Source organism: Heliomarina baculiformis (assembly GCF_019966545.1).
Taxonomy (GTDB): Bacteria; Pseudomonadota; Alphaproteobacteria; order Rhodobacterales; family Rhodobacteraceae; genus Heliomarina; species Heliomarina baculiformis.
In genome coordinates this window covers 131328-150520 of the sequence record NZ_JAIMIC010000005.1, presented here as the reverse complement: position 1 = coordinate 150520, position 19193 = coordinate 131328, and the positions used below count along the sequence as shown (strand labels likewise).

At 60.4% G+C, this 19193-nt stretch carries 16 protein-coding genes; 13 read left to right on the top strand and 3 right to left on the bottom strand.

Features of this window, described 5'->3' with window-relative positions:
- Nucleotides 1–98 precede the first annotated feature (98 nt).
- From gpt to MF268_RS12780, 5 genes are all read left to right on the top strand, one after another.
- A complete protein-coding gene (gene gpt, locus MF268_RS12800) occupies nucleotides 99–602 on the top strand; it encodes a xanthine phosphoribosyltransferase (RefSeq protein ID WP_238371260.1) in 504 nt (167 codons plus the stop codon).
- A 78-nt stretch (nucleotides 603–680) separates the two neighbouring features.
- Nucleotides 681–1856 (top strand): aminotransferase, encoded by a 1176-nt coding sequence (locus MF268_RS12795; protein ID WP_238371259.1) that lies wholly within the window; start codon nucleotides 681–683, stop codon nucleotides 1854–1856.
- A 73-nt stretch (nucleotides 1857–1929) separates the two neighbouring features.
- Nucleotides 1930–3774: a peptidyl-prolyl cis-trans isomerase gene (locus MF268_RS12790; protein WP_238371258.1), complete on the top strand. Its 1845-nt coding sequence runs from the start codon at nucleotides 1930–1932 to the stop codon at nucleotides 3772–3774.
- 12 nt (nucleotides 3775–3786) lie between these two features.
- Nucleotides 3787–5298, top strand: coding sequence for an anthranilate synthase component I (trpE, locus tag MF268_RS12785; RefSeq protein WP_238371257.1), 1512 nt, complete (start codon nucleotides 3787–3789; stop codon nucleotides 5296–5298).
- Between the two features lie 111 nt (nucleotides 5299–5409).
- On the top strand, nucleotides 5410–6201 hold the full coding sequence (locus MF268_RS12780) for a glycoside hydrolase family 25 protein (RefSeq protein ID WP_238371256.1): 792 nt from the start codon (nucleotides 5410–5412) through the stop codon (nucleotides 6199–6201).
- Nucleotides 6202–6213: 12 nt separating this feature from the next.
- Here the strand turns inward: MF268_RS12780 and MF268_RS12775 are convergent, their stop codons facing one another.
- Complete coding sequence (locus MF268_RS12775; RefSeq protein WP_238371255.1) at nucleotides 6214–7986, bottom strand: divergent polysaccharide deacetylase family protein; 1773 nt, start codon at nucleotides 7984–7986, stop codon at nucleotides 6214–6216.
- A 175-nt stretch (nucleotides 7987–8161) separates the two neighbouring features.
- Between MF268_RS12775 and MF268_RS12770 the strand changes: the two genes are divergently transcribed.
- From MF268_RS12770 to lexA, 6 genes are all read left to right on the top strand, one after another.
- Nucleotides 8162–8743: an anthranilate synthase component II gene (locus MF268_RS12770; RefSeq protein WP_238371254.1), complete on the top strand. Its 582-nt coding sequence runs from the start codon at nucleotides 8162–8164 to the stop codon at nucleotides 8741–8743.
- A complete protein-coding gene (trpD, locus tag MF268_RS12765; RefSeq protein ID WP_238371253.1) occupies nucleotides 8740–9753 on the top strand; it encodes an anthranilate phosphoribosyltransferase in 1014 nt (337 codons plus the stop codon). Before MF268_RS12770 ends, trpD begins: the two co-directional genes overlap by 4 nt.
- 4 nt (nucleotides 9754–9757) lie before the next feature.
- Nucleotides 9758–10567: an indole-3-glycerol phosphate synthase TrpC gene (gene trpC / locus MF268_RS12760; RefSeq protein WP_238371252.1), complete on the top strand. Its 810-nt coding sequence runs from the start codon at nucleotides 9758–9760 to the stop codon at nucleotides 10565–10567.
- Nucleotides 10567–11040 carry a cyclic pyranopterin monophosphate synthase MoaC gene (gene moaC / locus MF268_RS12755; protein WP_238371251.1) on the top strand — a complete coding sequence of 158 codons (474 nt, stop codon included), beginning with the start codon at nucleotides 10567–10569 and terminating at the stop codon, nucleotides 11038–11040. Before trpC ends, moaC begins: the two co-directional genes overlap by 1 nt.
- Nucleotides 11037–12209, top strand: a complete 1173-nt coding sequence (locus tag MF268_RS12750) for a molybdopterin molybdotransferase MoeA (RefSeq protein WP_238371250.1) — start codon at nucleotides 11037–11039, stop codon at nucleotides 12207–12209. Before moaC ends, MF268_RS12750 begins: the two co-directional genes overlap by 4 nt.
- Nucleotides 12210–12301: 92 nt before the next feature.
- Nucleotides 12302–13000: a transcriptional repressor LexA gene (lexA, locus tag MF268_RS12745; protein WP_238371249.1), complete on the top strand. Its 699-nt coding sequence runs from the start codon at nucleotides 12302–12304 to the stop codon at nucleotides 12998–13000.
- 1 nt (nucleotide 13001) lies between these two features.
- On the opposite strand, the gene MF268_RS12740 is transcribed toward lexA, so the two are convergent.
- Entirely contained in the window at nucleotides 13002–15044 is a 2043-nt protein-coding gene (locus MF268_RS12740) for a ComEC/Rec2 family competence protein (RefSeq protein ID WP_238371248.1), read from the bottom strand.
- A gap of 79 nt (nucleotides 15045–15123) precedes the next feature.
- On the opposite strand from MF268_RS12740, the gene gltX reads away from it, so the two are divergent.
- A complete protein-coding gene (gene gltX / locus MF268_RS12735) occupies nucleotides 15124–16530 on the top strand; it encodes a glutamate--tRNA ligase (RefSeq protein ID WP_238371247.1) in 1407 nt (468 codons plus the stop codon).
- 113 nt (nucleotides 16531–16643) lie between these two features.
- Entirely contained in the window at nucleotides 16644–17939 is a 1296-nt protein-coding gene (gltA, locus tag MF268_RS12730) for a citrate synthase (protein ID WP_238371246.1), read from the top strand.
- 461 nt (nucleotides 17940–18400) lie between these two features.
- Here gltA and MF268_RS12725 read toward each other — a convergent pair whose 3' ends face one another.
- On the bottom strand, nucleotides 18401–19177 hold the full coding sequence (locus tag MF268_RS12725; protein ID WP_238371245.1) for an enoyl-CoA hydratase-related protein: 777 nt from the start codon (nucleotides 19175–19177) through the stop codon (nucleotides 18401–18403).
- Nucleotides 19178–19193: the final 16 nt, after the last annotated feature.

The following is a 19193-nucleotide window of genomic DNA, read 5'->3' as shown; positions in this document are numbered from 1 at the left end:
CGTGGCTTCATTGATATCACGGGTTACTCGTCAGAACAGCTGGCTTTAATTGAACGTGATGCTGGGCTATCAAGTTCCGCACAAAGAAGGAGCGCGAGATGAACGACCAGTTGCCGCATGAAAAAGGGTTCCATGTCAGCTGGGACCAGATACACCGTGATTCCCGCGCCCTTGCATGGCGCCTTGACGGCAAAGGCCCCGAGAACGGCAGCTGGCGCGCAGTCGTCGCCATTACCCGCGGAGGCATGGCCCCGGCGATGATCGTCTCGCGCGAGCTGGATATCCGAACGGTCGACACGATCAGCGTCAAATCCTATGACCACCAGTCGCGCTCTGAAGCCAAGGTGCTGAAGCACCCGGATGCCGAGATGATGGGCGATGGCGACGGCATCCTGATCGTCGATGACCTTGTCGACAGCGGCAAGACGCTGGAACTGGTCCGCGAGCTTTATCCCAAAGCGCATTTCGCTACAGTGTACGCCAAACCCTCGGGCGAGCCGATGGTCGATACTTTCGTCACTGGCGTCAGTCAGGATACCTGGATCTTCTTTCCGTGGGATATGGCCCTGCAATATGTCGAGCCTTATCGCGGCAAGGACTGATATCGCCCGACTTATCCCAAGATGACCGCCCGGCCCCGTTCGCGTAGATGCACGGGGACCGTTCAGGAGTACCCCCAGATGACAATCACCCGGACCCGCGCCACTTTTGCGCCCCCAATTACCGAAGCGCGCCGCTGGCTGGACGGGAAGAGCTTTCCACCAGAGCGCCCGCTGATCAATGTGAGCCAGGCCGCCCCGGTGGCCGCGCCGCCCATGGAACTGCGCCAGCATATGGCGGATCTGGCGCTCAACAACGACGAGGTGCATCTTTACGGTCCCGACCTTGGACTGCCCGCCCTGCGCGAGGAACTGGCCCGAAAATGGTCGCTGTCCTATGGTGGTGAGATTTCAACCGAACAGGTTGCGATTACCTCGGGCTGCAACCAGGCATTTGCCGCAGCCATCGCCGCTCTGACCGGCGAAGAGGACGAGGTGATCCTGCCGACCCCATGGTATTTCAATCACAAGATGTGGCTGGATCAGAGCGGCGTCAAAACTGTGCCGCTTGCGGTAGGTGACGACATGCTGCCCGATCCCGAGGCAGCGGCGCAGCTGATCACCGACAGGACCCGCGCCATCGCGCTGGTGTCGCCGAACAACCCTGCCGGGGTGGAATATCCGGCCAAGCTGCTGCGGGCGTTTTTCGAGCTGGCGCGCGACCATGACATCGCGCTGATACTTGACGAAACCTATCGCGATTTCGACAGCCGCAGCGGCGCGCCGCATGATCTCTTTGCAGATCCCGAATGGGACAAGACACTGATTCACCTCTATTCTTTTTCCAAGGCCTTCCGGCTGACCGGGCATCGCATCGGCGCGCTGATGAGTTCACGCGAGATGATGGGAGAGATCGAGAAGTTTGTCGATACGGTCACCATCTGCCCCAACCAGATCGGCCAGCACGCCGCGTTATACGGGCTGAAGAACCTCGATCAATGGCTGGCGGGTGAGCGGGATGAAATCCTTGATCGCCGGGCCGCCATTGTCGATGGGTTCGCTGCGCTGGCCGACAAGGGCTGGCAATTGAAAGGCGTCGGGGCCTATTTCGCATATGTCGCCCATCCGTTCGGAATGCCCGCCGACGAACTGGCCAAGGCCCTGGTCGGCGAGGCCGGAGTTTTGCTGCTACCCGCGACCATGTTCGTCCCCGAGGGCGACGCAAGCGGCGCCAGCCACCTTCGCATCGCTTTTGCCAATCTGGACCGCAGCGGAATCGGACAGATGTTCAAGCGGCTGGCCTCAGTTTCCTTCTGACCTTGCCCCTGTCTGGCACCCACAGTAGACAGAGCCGCAAGGAAAAGCAGACCCACGCCGTCAGGGAGGCATCATGGCCGTACGCGTCAAGAACTTGTCAAAGACTTTCGTCTGGATCATCGTCGGCCTATTGCTGATTGGTCTGATGGGCTTTGGCGCGACGAATTTCAGCGGCACTGTTCGCACCATCGGCAGCGTCGGCGACCAGAACATCAGTGTCGACGCCTTTGCCCGCGAATTGCAGCGTGAAATGCGTGCCATTCAGGCCCAGACCGGCCAGCCGATGACCATCGCGGATGCGCGGTCTTACGGTCTGGATCAATCGGTCGTGGCTCGGCTGACCCAGCTTGCCGCGCTCGACCACGAAGCCGAGCAGCTTGGCCTGTCGGTTGGCGATGAAAATCTGCAGCGTGAAATCGTCCGCATCCCGGCATTTCAGGGGATCGATGGCAAGTTCGACCGGGAAACCTATCGCTTTGCGCTGGAACAGGCGAACTTGAACGAGACCGTGTTCGAAGACGATCTGCGCGCCGAAAGCGCTCGGACGCTGGTGCAATCCGCCATCGTTTCCGGGGTCGAGATGCCAGATACGATGGCCGATACGCTGACGGATTACATCGCCGCGCGGCGCAGCTTTACTTGGGCTTCGCTGGGCGAAGACTCCCTGTCCGAACCGCTGCCCGAGCCGACCGAGGCCGAATTGCAGGCCTATTACGACGAGAATGGCGCGGCCTTTACCCTGCCCGAAACCAAAAAGATTACCTATGTCCTGCTGACTCCGGCGGATGTGCTGGATGACGTTGCCGTGGATGAAGATTCAGTGCGCCGACTGTACGACGAACGGATCAGCGAATTTTCCCAGCCCGAGCGACGTCTTGTCGAGCGTCTGGTCTACCCGAACGAGGAAGCGGCCAGCAACGCGCTTGCGCAGATCGAGGTCGGCGGCGCGACCTTTGAATCGCTCGTGCAGGATCGTGGTCTTGAACTTGACGATATCGACATGGGCGACGTGATCGCCAGCGATCTGGGCGATGCGGCAGACGAGGTCTTTTCCGCCGATGTGGGCGATGTTGTCGGCCCCCTGCCCTCGGATCTTGGCCCCGCGCTGTTCCGCGTGAACGGCAAGCTCGATGCCCGCACAACCACCTTTGAGGATGTCGAGGACCAGCTGCGTGATGAGCTCGCCGGCGATCAGGCCCGTCGCCAGATCGAAGCCCGCGCGGAACCGATCGAGGATATCCTTGCCGGTGGCGCAACGCTTGAAGAAGCGGCAGAGGAAACCGAACTTACCATCGGGACGCTGCAATGGACACCCGACAGTGCCGAAGGCCCCGCCGCCTATGCGACGTTCAACGAGGCCGCCGCGAATGTGACCAGCGAAGATTTCCCCCAGATCGACTTCCTTGATGATGGCGGTATTTTCGCGCTGAGACTGGATGAAACCCTTCCCGAACGCCCGGAGCCTTTTGATTCTGCCCGGGACAAGGTGGCGGAAGCCTGGCGTCAGGACGCGCTGGTTGCGGCGCTGGCGGCCCGTGCCGAGGAATTTGTGGCAACCCTGAACGAAAGCGGCGATTTCGCCGAAACCGGGCTGTCCTTCAAGGTCGAGAACGGCCTGACCCGCACGGCCTATATCGATCAGACACCCGCCGATTTCATGAACCAGGTGTTCGAGATGGAAACCGGTGAATACCGCGTTATCACTGGTGAGGCCGGCGTCATCATCGTACGTCTGGAAGAAGTCCTGCCACCTGCCGATACAGCCGATGTGCGCGATCTGCGCCAGTCCCTGACCACCCAGCTTGATCAGTCGCTCTCACAGGCGCTGTTCGCGGCCTACGCCCGCGATGCCCAGCTGCGTGCCCGGGCCCGGATCGACCAACGCTCGGTCGAAGCCGTTCTTGGCAGCTTCAACTAAAAGGCAAAATCAATGGCCTTGACGCCCGACTATCAAACCTTCGCCCGTGCCTACGAAGCGGGTGAAAACCAGGTGGTATATACTCGGCTTGCCGCGGATCTGGACACGCCCGTCTCGCTGATGCTCAAGCTCACGGGGGCGCAGAAAGACGCGTTCATGCTCGAATCCGTGACCGGCGGCGAAGTACGCGGGCGTTATTCTATCATCGGCATGAAGCCCGACCTGATCTGGCGGTGTCGGGGCGAAACATCCGAACTCAACCGCGAGGCGCGCTATGACGCCGACGCCTTCGAGGCTCAGGAAGGCAATCCGCTGGACAACCTCCGTAGCCTGATCGCCGAGAGCCGGATCGAACTGCCCAACGATCTGCCGCAAGCGGCGTCGGGTCTGTTCGGATATCTTGGCTATGACATGGTTCGCCTTGTCGAACACCTGCCCAACATTAACCCCGACCCAATCGGAGCACCGGATGCCGTGATGCTGCGCCCCTCGGTGGTGGCGGTGCTGGACGGGGTCAAGGGCGAGGTCACCGTGGTATCGCCCGCCTGGGTCAGTGCGGGGCAATCGGCGCGTGCGGCCTATGCGCAGGCGGCTGAACGGGTGATGGATGCAGTCCGTGATCTGGATCGCGCGATGCCCGCCGAAACGCGCCATCTGGGCGATGAAGAAGAGATCGGGCCACCCCAATCCAACTTTACCGCCGAGGCCTATCGTTCAGCCGTTGAAAAGGCCAAGGAATACATCCGCGCAGGCGACATCTTTCAGGTGGTGCCTTCACAGCGCTGGACTCAGGACTTTCGCGATCCGCCATTCGCGCTTTATCGAAGCCTGCGGCGCACGAACCCGTCGCCATTCATGTTCTACTTTAACTTTGGCGAATTTCAGGTGATCGGCGCATCGCCCGAGATCTTGGTGCGCGTTTTTGGGCGTGAGGTGACCATCAGGCCAATCGCCGGGACACGCCCCCGTGGGGCGACGCCCGAACAGGATCGCGCGCTTGAGGCGGACCTGCTGGCCGATGAAAAGGAACTGGCAGAACACCTGATGCTGCTGGACCTTGGTCGCAACGATACCGGGCGCGTGTCCAAGATCGGGACGGTTCGGCCGACTGAAAAATTCATCATCGAACGCTATAGCCACGTCATGCATCTTGTGTCGAACGTCGTCGGCGAACTGGCCGAGGACAAGGACGCGCTGGATGCGTTTTTTGCCGGCATGCCCGCCGGTACGGTTTCTGGTGCTCCCAAGGTGCGCGCGATGGAGATCATCGACGAGCTAGAGCCGGAAAAGCGCGGGCTTTACGGTGGCGGCGTCGGCTATTTCAGCGCCGGTGGCGACATGGACATGTGTATCGCCCTGCGCTCGGCCGTTGTGCAGAACGGCAAGCTTTACATTCAGGCAGGCGGCGGCGTGGTCTATGACAGCGATCCCGAGGCTGAGTTTCAGGAAACTGTCCACAAATCCAATGCGATACGCCGTGCTGCGGCCGATGCGGCGCGGTTCCGGGGCAATGGTAATCAATAGGTGATGACCTGCTCTTGCTAAGGGTTTGTTAATCCTGTTGCGCGAGTCACTGCGATACGCCTTAATGGCGGGAACACTCCGGCAACAGGAGATCGAGCAGTGCAGCCTCTAATGAGTATTTCCCGCGTTACAGCCGTCGCGGCCCTTTTGTTCGGACTGGTCGGATGCGGGTCGCGTCCCGAACCGACGACACAGGTCGTTGTGCCCAACAGCATGGCCTTCATGGCCTCACCAAGGTTCGATGATCTCGACCCGCATGACTGGGTCGACACCCATCCGGTGAACTACCCGGTGCATGGCATCGACGTGGCCCGGTATCAGGGCGAAATCGATTGGCACCAAGCACGCGCGTCAGGTGTGGCTTTCGCCTATATCAAGGCGACCGAAGGCGGTGATTACGTCGATCCGATGTTCGAGAACCATCGCAAGGGCGCGCGTCGCGCCGGGGTTCGTCAGGGCGCCTATCACTATTACTATTTCTGCCGTCCCGCCGAGGAACAGGCGCGGTGGTTCATCGAGAACGTACCGCGGGAGTGGAACTCTCTGCCGCATGTGCTTGATATGGAATGGAATCACCGTTCGCCGACCTGCCGGTTGCGTCCCGATGGTCGCACAGTTCGTTCCGAGGCGTCCAAATTCCTCCGCATCCTCGAAAATCACTACGGCAAGCGTCCGATCGTTTACACGACGCCGGATTTTTACCGGGATACGGATATCGGATGGTTGTCTGGCACGCAGTTCTGGCTGCGGTCGGTCGCCGGTCATCCGCGAGAGGTCTACCCCGGCCAGCGATGGGCGTTCTGGCAGTATACCGGCACCGGTGTCGTGCCGGGCATCAGCGGTCCCGTGGATATCAACGTTTTTGCAGGAAGCGTCGATGCCTGGCACAGCTGGGCGAACTGACCCCCACCTTTCCTATTGGGCGGTGTGCGTCGCGGCCTTCAGCACCGCTGACACCGGTACGAGAGAAACGCTGCTGGCGCGATCCTGCAGCGCCCAGATCAGCAGCGCCGAGATCGTATCGGGCCGGACACGGCCCAACATGATTACGCCACCTTCCTGCCGGGCGCGAAACGCGGCCTGATCGAGGAACCGACGCATGACGGTCGGCGTCTGACCGCTACTGTCGAAATCGCGGAAAACCGGCAGAGCGGGCACACCATCGCGCAGCGCCAGCTTTTGCATTGTATTCAATCCGTCGCCCTGGGTTATAAGACCGCGCCCGGTGGTCGCGATAAAGTCCGTCACCTGACTGGACAGCGGACGATTGCCCTGAACGCCCTCACCAGTTCCCTCAAGAAGCGCGACAGTCTGGTCCAGCCGATCAAAACTGGCCGAGAGCATCACCTCGGCATCGCGGGCCGTTGCAGCGCCCGGTAAATCGACCATGGCCACGACTTCGAAACCGGCAGCACGGTGGCGCAACATCTTTTCGACGGCCCCCGGCGAAGTCGGATCTATGGCGAACGTCAACGGGTAAGGGAAATCCTGCAATGCTTCGACTCCGACCGACTGCGCGTCGTCGATCAGGACAATGGCCATCAGCGGCTTGTCCTCCTCGATCTCCGCCGCTTCGGAATAGAGATCAAGCGGCCTGCCGGTTTCCGCTGTCATGGGGTCAGCCTGCCCGTCGCGATCAACAAGGTTGCCCGCGCTTCTTCTTTCGGTCAGAGGCGCGACCCGTTCACCGATCCTTGGGCTGAGCGCAGCCTGTTCGCGGGTTTCCGGAGCGTCGTCAGAGGGTCGCGCCTCTGCAATCTCGTCAGCAGGCTCTGTGGAAGGGGTTTCGATGAAAGGCAGCGGCGGCCGCTGCAACGGGACAGCAGGTGAATCATTAGATGTCAGATCATTAGGGATCTTATTTTGGGCATCGCTTGAAGTCGTTAAAGCATCACTTGAGGTGTCATCCGTAGAGGGTGTTTGGTCCGGCGCAGGTTCAGGCAAGCTTGCCACGGCACCGACGCCTTCCGGCGCAACGTCCTGAGAACTATCGATTTCCGGAGTTTCATCGACACTGGTTTCCGGTTGCAGCAGTTCGTTTTCGGTTACCTGCGGTACCGGGCGCTCCGCAGTTGGGGACGCTGCCGGCGCGGTATCATTTGTCAGCGGCGCCGCGGGTTGCGGAAGGATTTCAGGTGTCTCCACAGGCTGTTCTGGCGCGATCGGGTCAGCTTCGGGGATCTCTGCCTCTGCGACCGAAGGTGTCTCTGGCGTGCCACTTTCGACATCGGGACGACGCGCGACATCGGTTGAGAACGCATCGGGATCAGCCCCTCCATCGCCCGGCTCAGTCAGTTCTTTCGGCTGCTGCGGCGGCGTTGTAGCCGGGGAATCTTGGCCCAACGGCGCCGCTACAGGTTCAGCCACGGACTCCACAGGCGCATCTGGAACGTCGGGCTGTCCTGCAACAGGTGGCTCTTGCGTCGGTTCTGGATCGATCTGGGCCACGTCGTCCTGATCCGAGACTTCCGGCGGGTTCACCGGCGCCGGATCGGCCACGACCGTGTCATTTTCGCCCGCAGCGACAATCGGAGGATTGCCTTCGACAGGTGGTTGAGGCTGTGACGACGTTGTCTCGCTTTCGACTACAGGGGCCGGTGCTGGTGGCGGGTTCAGAACGGCAAGCCCCGCAAGGCCAAGCACGGCTACTCCGGTGCCCCAGACAATACCGCCGATGAATCCACGCATAGCTGCTCTGCCTTCTCTTACTGCGTGCCCGGGTCCCTTCTTGACGGGGACAGGTGCAACCGGAAAACTCGGCCAACCGCCCTTGACGCTGACCCGCTTCCCTGAACATGTTGTCGCCGACTCCTATAACCGGAAGGGGCGGCGTGCCTCTACCCATTATCGACCGAATACCTGTATGCTGCTGCTGATCGACAACTATGACAGTTTTACCTACAACCTCGTTCACTTTCTAGGGGAATTGGGCGCCGAGGTTGTGGTCAAGCGCAACGATGCGCTCGATGTGCAGAGCGCGATGGCGATGCGTCCCGAGGCGATCCTGCTGTCACCCGGCCCCTGTGATCCGGATCAGGCCGGCATCTGCCTTGCGCTGACCGAAGCAGCGGCCGAAACCCGCATCCCCCTTATGGGTGTCTGTCTTGGCCATCAGACCATCGGTCAGGCATTCGGTGGCAAGGTCGTTCGGGCAGATCAGATCGTTCACGGCAAAATGGGCGAAATCCATCACGAAAACAAAGGCGTATTTGCCGGTCTTCCGTCGCCTTTCGCGGCCACGCGGTACCATTCGCTTGTAGTCGAACGCGAGAGCCTGCCCGATTGTCTCGAAGTAACCGCCGCGCTGGATGACGGGACGATCATGGGCCTGGCCCATCGCGAGCTTCCCATCCAAGGCGTTCAGTTTCACCCCGAGTCGATTGCCTCGGAACACGGGCACGCGCTGCTGCAGAATTTCCTGAATATGATGAAAGTCCCCGCATGAGCGACGAACTCAAGCCCTTGATCGGCGCCGCGGCGGATCGCGCCCTGACACGTGAGGAAGCGGAACAAGCCTTTGGCATTCTCTTCGCAGGGGAAGCAACGCCCAGCCAGATCGGCGGGCTGCTGATGGCTCTGCGCACGCGCGGGGAAACAGTGGATGAATACGCCGCTGCCGCCGCCGTAATGCGTGCAAAATGCAACCCGGTTTCCGCCCCGGCGGGCGCGATGGACATTGTTGGCACCGGCGGCGATGGCAAAGGCACCCTGAACATTTCGACCGCGACGGCCTTTGTCGTTGCAGGTGCCGGCGTTGTTGTCGCCAAGCACGGCAACCGCAACCTGTCGTCCAAATCAGGTTCTGCCGATGCGCTGAGCGAGATGGGCATCAAGGTGATGATCGGCCCGCAGCTGATTGAAAAGTCTCTGAAAGAGGCCGGTATAGGATTTATGATGGCACCGATGCACCATCCGGCGATGGCTCATGTCGGACCGGTTCGCGCGGAGCTTGGCACGCGCACCATGTTCAACATCCTTGGCCCGCTGACAAATCCGGCCGGTGTCAAACGACAGCTGACCGGAACCTTCTCACGCGACCTGATCCGCCCGATGGCCGAAGTTCTGGGACAGCTGGGGTCCGAAAAGGCGTGGCTGGTCCACGGCTCGGACGGTACAGATGAACTAAGCATCGCCGGTGTGAGTTGGGTTGCACAGCTTGACGATGGCGCCATCACCGAGATCGAACTGCACCCCGAGGATGCCGGGCTTCCCGAGCATGATTTCAATGATATTATCGGCGGCACGCCTGCCGAGAATGCTACCGCGCTGCGCGACCTGCTGGATGGCGCGCCCTCGGCCTATCGCGACGCCGTGCTTCTTAACTCGGCCGCCGCACTGGTGGTTGCGGATGCGGTCGGCGATCTGAAAGAAGGGGTGGAAAAGGCCGCCGAGAGCATCGACAGCGGTGCTGCCAAGGCCAAAATCGCGGCTGTGGCCCGCATTACCCAAGGTTAAGAATATGCCAACCATCCTCGACAAGATCAAAGCCTACAAACTGGAGGAAATCGCCGCTGACAAAGCAGAGACGCCTCTGGAAGAAGTAGAGGCGCTGGCGCGGTCCGCCGATCCGGTGCGTCCCTTTGCCGACGCGCTGAGCCAGGCGATCAACGAATCCTACGGTTTGATCGCCGAGATCAAGAAGGCCAGCCCGTCCAAAGGGTTGATCCGCCCCGACTTCGATCCCGCCGCACTTGCTCAAGCCTATGAAAATGGCGGCGCCACCTGTCTTTCCGTCCTGACCGACACGCCTTCCTTTCAAGGCGACAAGAGCTTTCTCACGCAGGCCCGCAGCGCCTGCTCCCTGCCCGTCCTGCGCAAGGACTTCCTGTACGACCCCTATCAGGTGGTCGAAGCGCGCAGCCTTGGGGCGGATTGCATCCTGATCATCATGGCAAGTGTAAGCGACGCACAAGCGCTTGAGCTTGAGAAGACTGCCTTGGAATGGGGTATGGACGTGCTCATCGAAGTGCATGACGCCAAAGAGCTTGAACGCGCCGCCCTGTTGGAAAGCCGGATGATCGGCATAAACAACCGCGACCTGAACACCTTCGAGACCTCGCTTGACGTAACGCGTAAACTTGCCAAACACGTGCCTGCCGACAGGATGATCGTGAGCGAAAGCGGACTGAATACGCCCGACGATCTTGCAGAAATGGCGCGCTACGGCGTTCGGACCTTCCTGATCGGCGAGAGCCTGATGCGTCAGGAGGACGTCGAAGTCGCGACAACCGCCCTGCTTGCCAACCCGCTCACTGCCGGGGCGTTCTGATGTCCCTGACCCATTTCGACGCCAAGGGCGACGCGCATATGGTCGATGTGTCGGATAAACCGTCGACCGCGCGTGTCGCGACGGCCGAAGGATGGGTGAAAATGGCCCGCGAAACCTTTGAAATCATCTCCGAAGGTCGGGCCAAGAAAGGCGATGTTCTGGGCGTCGCCCGGCTCGCGGGTATTATGGGGGCGAAGAAGACACCCGAGCTTGTTCCGCTTTGCCACCCTCTGCCGATCACCAAGGTCAGTATCGACCTTGAACTGGATGCGGATCTGCCGGGTGTGCGCATAACCGCCACTGTCAAAACAACCGGCCAGACCGGTGTGGAAATGGAGGCGTTGACGGCGGTCAGCACCTCTGCCCTCACCGTCTATGACATGGCCAAAGCCGTGGACAAGGCAATGGAAATCGGCGGCATCCGTGTGGTGCTGAAGGACGGCGGCAAATCAGGGCGTTACGAAGCCAAATGATCTCGGTCGAAGAAGCCCGGTCGCTGCTGTTCAAACTGGTTTCTCCGCTGGATGTCGAAGACATTCCCTTGTCCCGGGCCAACGGCCGCGTCCTTGCCCGCGAGATCGTGGCGCGCCGCAATCAGCCGCCTTTCGATGCGTCATCGATGGATGGCTATGCGGTCAGAGCGGACGAGGTTGAACGTCACGCGATGTTTCAGGTCATTGGAGAAGCCGCCGCCGGTCATGCCTTTGACGGCAGCGTCGGCCCGGGCCAGGCCGTGCGCATCTTCACCGGCGCGCCGGTCCCTGAGGGAGCCGATTTCGTCGTGATTCAAGAAGATGTCAGCGCCAAGGATCGGCTGATCACCATCACCGACGACCCCGGCACCAAGACCAACATCCGCCCGCAAGGTGCTGATTTCTCCACCGGAACGACGATAGAAGCGCCGCGCCGCCTGCGCCCGCAAGAAATCGCTCTACTGGCGTCGATGAATGTGCCGGTTGTCCCGGTTACCCGCCGCCCCATTGTCGCGCTGATCTCTACTGGCGATGAACTTGTCATGCCCGGCGAAGAGCCGACGGCGGATCAGATCATTGTTTCAAATACCTTTGGCCTCAGGGCGATGCTTCAAGAACTGGGGGCCGAGGTACGTGTCCTGCCGATTGCCAGCGATACGCCGGCCTCGTTAAAGACTACATTCGGCCTGGCCCGCGACGCGGATCTCGTGGTGACCATCGGCGGTGCCTCATTCGGTGATCACGATCTCGTCGCGCAGGTGGCGGCAGAGCTTGGTATGGACCGGTCATTTTACAAGATCGCGATGCGGCCTGGCAAACCCCTGATGGCCGGACGGCTTGGCAAGGCGGCGATGGTCGGCCTTCCCGGCAACCCGGTCTCTGCGATGGTCTGCGGCTATCTGTTTGTCGCGCCGATGATCCGAGCCATGCTTGGCTTGGGCATCGAGATGCCCCGCACGCTGCGCGCGCGGATCGCTGAATCGATCGGGCCGAACGGCCCTCGCGAACATTACATGCGAGCCGTTGTCGAGAGCGGTGAAATCACGGCTTTTGACAATCAGGACAGTTCCTTACTCACCGTTCTTGCAGCAGCGAATGCATTGTTGCTCCGTCCTCCGCACGACCCTGCCCGCGCCGCTGGTGAAGAGATCGCCTACCTCCCCCTCTGATGACCTATTGATCCTTGTAGTCGCGCAAATCGTTGACACAAAACAAGAACAAGGATAGAACAAACGTAAACAAATGGTGTAGAGGGCGTACGATGCTAACAAAAAAGCAATTGGATTTGCTCGAATTTATCCACAAACGGATGCAAAAAGATGGCGTTCCGCCAAGCTTTGACGAGATGAAGCTGGCGCTTGATCTGCGATCCAAATCCGGCATCCACCGCCTGATCACGGCGCTTGAGGAACGTGGCTTTATCCGGCGGCTGGCGCATCGGGCCCGCGCGATCGAGATCGTGAAGCTGCCGGAAAGCCTTGGCGGCGAAAGCAGCTCTGGCTTTACCCCGAGGGTCATTGACGGGGACAAACCTGACGTGTCACGCCCAGCCAATGCGGAACCCGTGATAGCCAGCGCGACAGACCTGCCTGTGATGGGCCGTATTGCCGCGGGTGTACCTATCGCCGCGATCAGCGAAGTATCGCATCAGGTATCTGTGCCAAATTCGATGCTGGCTTCTTCGGGCGAACACTATGCTCTTGAAGTCAAAGGCGATTCCATGATCGAGGCCGGGATCAACGATGGCGACGTGGTCGTTATCCGCGAAACGTCCTCGGCCGATAATGGCGATATCGTCGTTGCCCTGATCGAGGATCAGGAAGCGACCCTGAAACGGTTCAAGCGCAGCGGCCGCTCCATCGCACTCGAAGCGGCAAACCCGGCTTACGAAACCCGCGTCTACCCGGAAGACATGGTCAAGGTTCAAGGAAAGCTTGTCGGTCTGATCCGCACCTATTGAGCTATCGCGAAGCGGGAGGCGTGTTCCAGATGCGCCTTCCGCTGACCTCACGCGCCGAGGTGATCTTGTTGCCGCTTATGGCGAGGCTGCCTGTTTCTTCGAGATGATCCGGGTCGTAAATCCTGCACCCACCGTCGATCTGCAGCTTTACCGAGGAAATCACGATCTGATCCGGGCGGCACGACTTGAACTCGGCCGCCGCTCTTTTGCCGTTCACATGGACGATTTCACCGTTCTGGAAAGCGATGGATCGAACCCAACTATCCTGCACCGGCCATCGTTCGGCGGCCTTTGCCTGATCCGCGCCATCACCATCATTCTCAAGCCAGTTCAAAGCGATGAATCCCGACCCGCGCGGCTTGCTAAGCGCGCGGCCCTCGCTTGTCATCACCCCCACGATTGATCCCGTATCGGCAACCAGAACAGCCGGGCGCTCGGCCTGCCCCCAGATCATCAATGCCAGGCCGGCCGGCGCAAACCCCACAAGCCGCAATCGCCCTTGCCAAAGGATCACGAAAAGCAGACCAAGCACCAGCATCGGTAGAACAACCGGGTCCGGGCGCGGCACAAAGCTTTGCGCTCCGGACAGCGCCGATACCCAATGCGCGACGCCAAGAATCCAATCGAGGCCGACCCCCATCACCCATAGCCCGATCCAGTCGAGGCCAAGAGGCGTTAGAAGAAATGCGAGAACCGCTGCCGGAACGACAAGCGCCCCCATCACCGGAACCGAGACCAGATTGGCGATAAGCCCATAATGCGAGAGGCTGTTGAAATGCGCAGCCCCGATTGGCGCGGTCGCGGCACCGGCAATGGCGGATGACAGCATCACGCCGATCACGGGCCGCGCCCAAGTTGGCAAGCGAGGCAGATTGGCGTCTCGGATCGCGCCAAAGACCCCGACCAGCGCAGTGGTGGCTGCGAAGGACATCTGGAAACCGGGCCCCAAGAGCGCCTCTGGACGCAGCGTAAGCACGATCAACGCGGCCAGAGCCACCGCGCGCAGGGAAAAAGCGCGCCGGTCAACAAGCACCGCAAACAGGATGACCGCCGCCATCACATAAGCGCGTTCCGTGGCAACATTGCCCCCCGAGAGTGCCAGATATCCGGTCGCCGCAATCAGCGCGCCAATAGCCGCGATCTTGCGGACAGGCCAGCGCAGGGCAAGCGGAGGTATCGCTGCAAGCCCAAGCCGCAAGCTGCCGAAAACAAAGCCCGAGAGCAGCCCCATATGAAGACCGGAAATCGCCAGAAGATGCGCAAGGTTGCTGGTCCGCAGGGCATCGAGGGTGGCTTGATGTACGCCGCTGCGGTCGCCGGTCGTGACCGCCGCCGCAAAGCCACCGGTATCGCCCGCCAATACCTGTCGGACATGGCTGGAAATGGCCATGCGCAACGCAAAGATCCGAAGCCCCGCGATCCCTTCCTCGGGCGGCGCGATGGTCAGAACCGGCACACGGGTATAGCCGACCCCACCCAGACGCTGAAACCACGCATGACGCCTGAAATCGAAACCGCCGGGTTCCACCGGGCCTTGTGGCGGAGACATATGTGCCGTCGTCATGATCCGCAGACCCGGCCGCAAATCGGCATCTGGACCGTGCAGCGAAAGCCGCAGACGTTCCGGTAGGGCTTTAATCGGAAAATTCTCAAGCCGAACGTCGTCAAGCGTGACCCGAACCGCATCTGACGCCGACCGGTCCAGCGCCACGACGCGGCCCTCGACCGCGCCGTAATAGCGCCATTTCATGACCGGTGCTGAAACCATGTGCGCACGCGCACCTGCGATGCAGAACCCCAGCGCGATCAGGCAGATGCCCCAGCCGAAAGGCGACCAGCTGCCCGGAAAGCGCCACGTGAGAGACCCGATAAACACCGTGAGCATGCCGATGATCGGATAGCTTGCCAGCGCGGGTTCGCTTTGCAATCCAAAATAGGTGCCGATGCCAATTGCCATTGCCACCGGGACCCAGGGGAACAGATGGCCGCGTTGCTTGAAGAGAGCGGTATCGATCCGGACCAGCGCCCGCATCAAGGTGCGCATGCTTGCCCCCCGCCTTTCTGGCCGCTAGACAGGCGCCAACAGTAGAACTCCCTTGCTTACCAAAAGGTAAATCCTCCTTATGTCCGACACGGTTGTCACCCGTTTTGCCCCTTCTCCTACAGGCTTTCTGCATATCGGCGGCGCCCGCACGGCGCTTTTCAACTGGCTTTATGCCCGTGGACGTGGCGGCAAGTTCCTCTTGAGGATCGAAGATACAGACCGGGCGCGTTCGACACCCGAAGCGACGGCTGCGATCCTTCAGGGCATGGCTTGGCTCGGACTCGATCATGATGGCGAGGTGGTCAGCCAGTTCGAACAGGCCGGTCGCCATGCCGAGGTCGCGCTTCAGCTTCTGGATCAAGGCAAGGCCTACAAGTGCTTTTCCACGCAGGAAGAAATCGCAGAATTCCGCGAAAGCGCCAAGGCCAAGGGCCGTTCGACCCTGTTCCGGTCGCCCTGGCGCGACGCGTCACCCGATACGCACCCTGAGGCGCCATACGTCGTGCGGATCAAGGCGCCGCTCGACGGGACAACCGTCATCAGGGACGAAGTTCAGGGCGATGTCACGATCCGTAACGACCAGCTTGACGACATGGTGCTTTTGCGCAGCGATGGAACGCCTGTCTATATGCTCGCCGTGGTGGTGGACGACCATGACATGGGTGTGACCCATGTAATCCGGGGCGACGACCACCTCAACAATGCCGCGCGCCAGATGATGATTTACCAAGCGATGGGATGGGAGCCACCAGTCTGGGCGCATATCCCGCTGATCCACGGCCCGGACGGCAAGAAACTGTCCAAACGACACGGCGCCCTCGGCGCGCAGGAATACCAGGCCATGGGCTACCCGGCCTCGGGCATGCGCAACTACCTTGCGCGGCTTGGCTGGAGCCATGGCGACGACGAATTCTTTACCGATGAACAGGCAAAAGAGTGGTTCGATCTGGGCGGCATCGGCAAGAGCCCGGCCCGTTTCGACGTCAAGAAACTGGAAAATCTCTGCGGCCAGCATATTGCCATCGAAGAGGATGCCGCACTGCGGCAGGAAATCCAAGAATACCTCGCGGCCGCCGAGCTTTCGCCGCTAACTGACGCGCAGGCAGACGGGCTTGAGCGCGCCATGTACTGCCTGAAAGACCGTGCCAAAACCTTTCCGGAACTTCTTGAAAAGGCTCATTTTGTTCTCGCTTCCCGGCCGCTGGAGATGGATGACAAGGCGCAAAAGGCGCTGGCAGGCGCGCCCGAGGGCATGCTGACAGAATTGACGCCGCAATTGCAAAGTGTTAGCTGGGAGCGTGACGATTTAGAGGCGGTGCTGAACAGCTTTGCAGAGGCGCGGGAGACCAAATTCGGGAAACTCGCCGGACCGCTTCGGGCGGCGCTTGCAGGCCGGGCCGTTACGCCCTCTGTCTTCGACATGATGCTGGTTCTGGGCCGGGACGAGGTGCTCGCCAGATTTAGCGACGCGGCCGCCGACGCCTGATGTTCACACTTGGGTAACACGCCGCAGATACGAACTGAGCCGATTGCAGCGCTCAGCAATGTCCGGGCAGGCCGCATATGCGGTTCTGCATACGTAAGAGGAAGTTAGAAAACATGACCGACCAAAAGAAAACTGCCCAGCTGAGTCTGAATGGTCAGACTTACGATCTGCCAATTTTGTCGCCAACGGCCGGCCCCGACGTTCTGGACATCCGTAAGCTTTATTCCCAAGCCGGTGTATTCACCTACGATCCCGGTTTCACCTCGACCGCCAGCTGCGACAGCACCATCACCTTCATCGATGGCGACAAGGGCGAGCTGCTTCACCGTGGCTATCCCATCGACCAGCTGGCCGAGAAATCCCATTACCTCGAGGTCTGCTACCTGCTGCTTTACGGTGAACTGCCCTCGCCCGCCGCGTTGGAAGATTTCGAACAGCGCGTGACCATGCACACGATGCTGCACGAGCAGATGCATTACCTGTTCCGTGGTTTCCGTCGTGACGCGCACCCGATGGCGATCATGGTCGGCGTTGTCGGTGCGATGTCCGCCTTCTATCACGACAGTACCGACATCAACGATCCGTGGCAGCGCGAGGTCGCCTCGATCCGCATGATCGCCAAGATGCCGACAATCGCTGCGATGGCCTACAAGTATACGATCGGTCAGCCCTTTGTGTCGCCGCGCAACGACATCGACTATGCGTCGAACTTCCTGCGCATGTGCTTTGCCGTTCCTGCCGAGGAATACGAAGTCAATCCGATCCTTTCCCGCGCGATGGACCGGATCTTTACCCTGCATGCCGATCACGAGCAGAACGCCTCCACCTCGACCGTGCGTCTGGCTTCGTCCTCGGGCGCAAACCCGTTCGCCTGTATCGCTGCCGGTATCGCCTGTCTCTGGGGCCCGGCCCATGGTGGGGCAAACCAGGCCGCGCTGGAAAGCCTCAAGGAAATCGGCACCCCGGACCGCATCCCCGAGTTCCTCGCCCGTGCCAAGGACAAGGACGATCCGTTCCGCCTGATGGGCTTTGGCCACCGCGTCTATAAGAACTTCGACCCGCGTGCGAAGGTGATGAAGCAGTCTGCGGACGAAGTGCTCGACCTCTTGGGCGTTGAAAACAACCCGATCCTCGCCGTCGCGAAAGAGCTCGAGAAGCAGGCGCTGGCAGACGACTACTTTGTCGACCGCAAACTCTTCCCGAACGTCGATTTCTACTCCGGGATCATCCTCGAAGCGATGGGTTTCCCGACCTCGATGTTCACGCCGATCTTTGCGCTGTCGCGCACCGTGGGCTGGATTTCCCAGTGGAAGGAAATGATCGGCGATCCCCAAAACAAGATCGGTCGCCCGCGCCAGCTGTACCTGGGCGAGACCGAGCGGAACTACACCGATATCGAAAGCCGCTGATCCACAGCCTTTCCAAGACAAAGCCCCGCAGCCAAACTGCGGGGCTTTTTTCCGTCCGGACTCTGCCCGTTAACCATTTCACAATGTTTAACTTCCCGGATTGGTTAAAATGCCGTTAACCTGAAAGGATATTTCTTACCAGTTTTCGGAAAGTTGTGATGATTGAACTAATCCTACTAGGCGGTACCGGGCTTATCGGCCTTTGCGCCATTCACTGCGGCTTCGGGCGACAAGAACCTCTTGACCCCGCAAGGAAAAAATTCGGACCTTGCGCCCTGATCGCCTGGATACGCGCGAAAAGAGCGACACGTTCCGAATAGATGCCTTTGGCGATCCTCTGAAATTCCCGCGCAACTGACTGGAAAGCGCTGCGCTTTTGCCAGACGTAAACGGATGCGACAATGACGATCCCGCTTTTCAAGACACCGACGGTATCGATGCCCTGAACTTCGGTAGCTCTGTTACCGGCCTTCGAACTTTGCGGGGCGTTTTTCCATAAAGGCGACGACGCCTTCCTGAAAATCACGGCTCTTGCCACATTGCCCCTGAAGATGCGCTTCGGTGGCAAGCTGATCGGGCAGATCGCTTTCAAAGCTGCCCCGGATCGCCTGTTTAACGGCGCGGTAGGCCTGCGTCGGTCCGTTCGCCAGATGCGCAGCCCGCTTGCGCCAATGCGCGTCGAACTCCTCATCGGCGACCGCCTCCCAGATCATGCCCCAGTCGTCGGCTTGGCGGGCAGAAATCTTGTCGGCAAACAAGGCCGCGCCCATTGCCTTGGCCATACCCATCTGGCGCGGCATAAACCACGTGCCCCCCGCATCTGGCAACAAGCCGATCCGCGTAAAGGCCTGAAGGAAATAGGCGCTTTCCGTCGCAATCACCACGTCGGCTGTCAGTGCGAGACTCGCACCAGCCCCCGCTGCCGGTCCGTTAACGGCGGCAATCGTTGGCAGTTTGCAATCGTAGATCGCCTCGAGCATCGGGCCGTATTCATCCCGCAGTGTCCGTTCCAGATCCAGATTGGTTGCATCGCCGGTATCGCCAAGGTCCTGCCCAGTGCAAAAGGCACGTCCCGAACCGGTGATCACGATGACCCGCGCGTTCTCTTCGGCGGCCTTGATCGCATGGGGCAGTTCAGCCCGCATCTGGCCGTTCATCGCGTTCATCTTGTCCGGCCGGTTCAGCGAGATGATGGCAACGCCATCGGTCGTTTCAACTGTGATTGTCTGATAGTCCATGCGGCTCCCCTTTTCG

Bases quoted from the DNA above. Each gene is read 5' to 3' on its own strand.
- gpt (WP_238371260.1), top strand. From the start codon at position 99: ATGAACGACCAGTTGCCGCATGAAAAAGGGTTCCATGTCAGCTGGGAC.
- MF268_RS12795 (WP_238371259.1), top strand. From the start codon at position 681: ATGACAATCACCCGGACCCGCGCCACTTTTGCGCCCCCAATTACCGAA.
- MF268_RS12790 (WP_238371258.1), top strand. From the start codon at position 1,930: ATGGCCGTACGCGTCAAGAACTTGTCAAAGACTTTCGTCTGGATCATC.
- trpE (WP_238371257.1), top strand. From the start codon at position 3,787: ATGGCCTTGACGCCCGACTATCAAACCTTCGCCCGTGCCTACGAAGCG.
- MF268_RS12780 (WP_238371256.1), top strand. From the start codon at position 5,410: ATGAGTATTTCCCGCGTTACAGCCGTCGCGGCCCTTTTGTTCGGACTG.
- MF268_RS12775 (WP_238371255.1), bottom strand. From the start codon at position 7,986: ATGCGTGGATTCATCGGCGGTATTGTCTGGGGCACCGGAGTAGCCGTG.
- MF268_RS12770 (WP_238371254.1), top strand. From the start codon at position 8,162: ATGCTGCTGCTGATCGACAACTATGACAGTTTTACCTACAACCTCGTT.
- trpD (WP_238371253.1), top strand. From the start codon at position 8,740: ATGAGCGACGAACTCAAGCCCTTGATCGGCGCCGCGGCGGATCGCGCC.
- trpC (WP_238371252.1), top strand. From the start codon at position 9,758: ATGCCAACCATCCTCGACAAGATCAAAGCCTACAAACTGGAGGAAATC.
- moaC (WP_238371251.1), top strand. From the start codon at position 10,567: ATGTCCCTGACCCATTTCGACGCCAAGGGCGACGCGCATATGGTCGAT.
- MF268_RS12750 (WP_238371250.1), top strand. From the start codon at position 11,037: ATGATCTCGGTCGAAGAAGCCCGGTCGCTGCTGTTCAAACTGGTTTCT.
- lexA (WP_238371249.1), top strand. From the start codon at position 12,302: ATGCTAACAAAAAAGCAATTGGATTTGCTCGAATTTATCCACAAACGG.
- MF268_RS12740 (WP_238371248.1), bottom strand. From the start codon at position 15,044: ATGCGCACCTTGATGCGGGCGCTGGTCCGGATCGATACCGCTCTCTTC.
- gltX (WP_238371247.1), top strand. From the start codon at position 15,124: ATGTCCGACACGGTTGTCACCCGTTTTGCCCCTTCTCCTACAGGCTTT.
- gltA (WP_238371246.1), top strand. From the start codon at position 16,644: ATGACCGACCAAAAGAAAACTGCCCAGCTGAGTCTGAATGGTCAGACT.
- MF268_RS12725 (WP_238371245.1), bottom strand. From the start codon at position 19,177: ATGGACTATCAGACAATCACAGTTGAAACGACCGATGGCGTTGCCATC.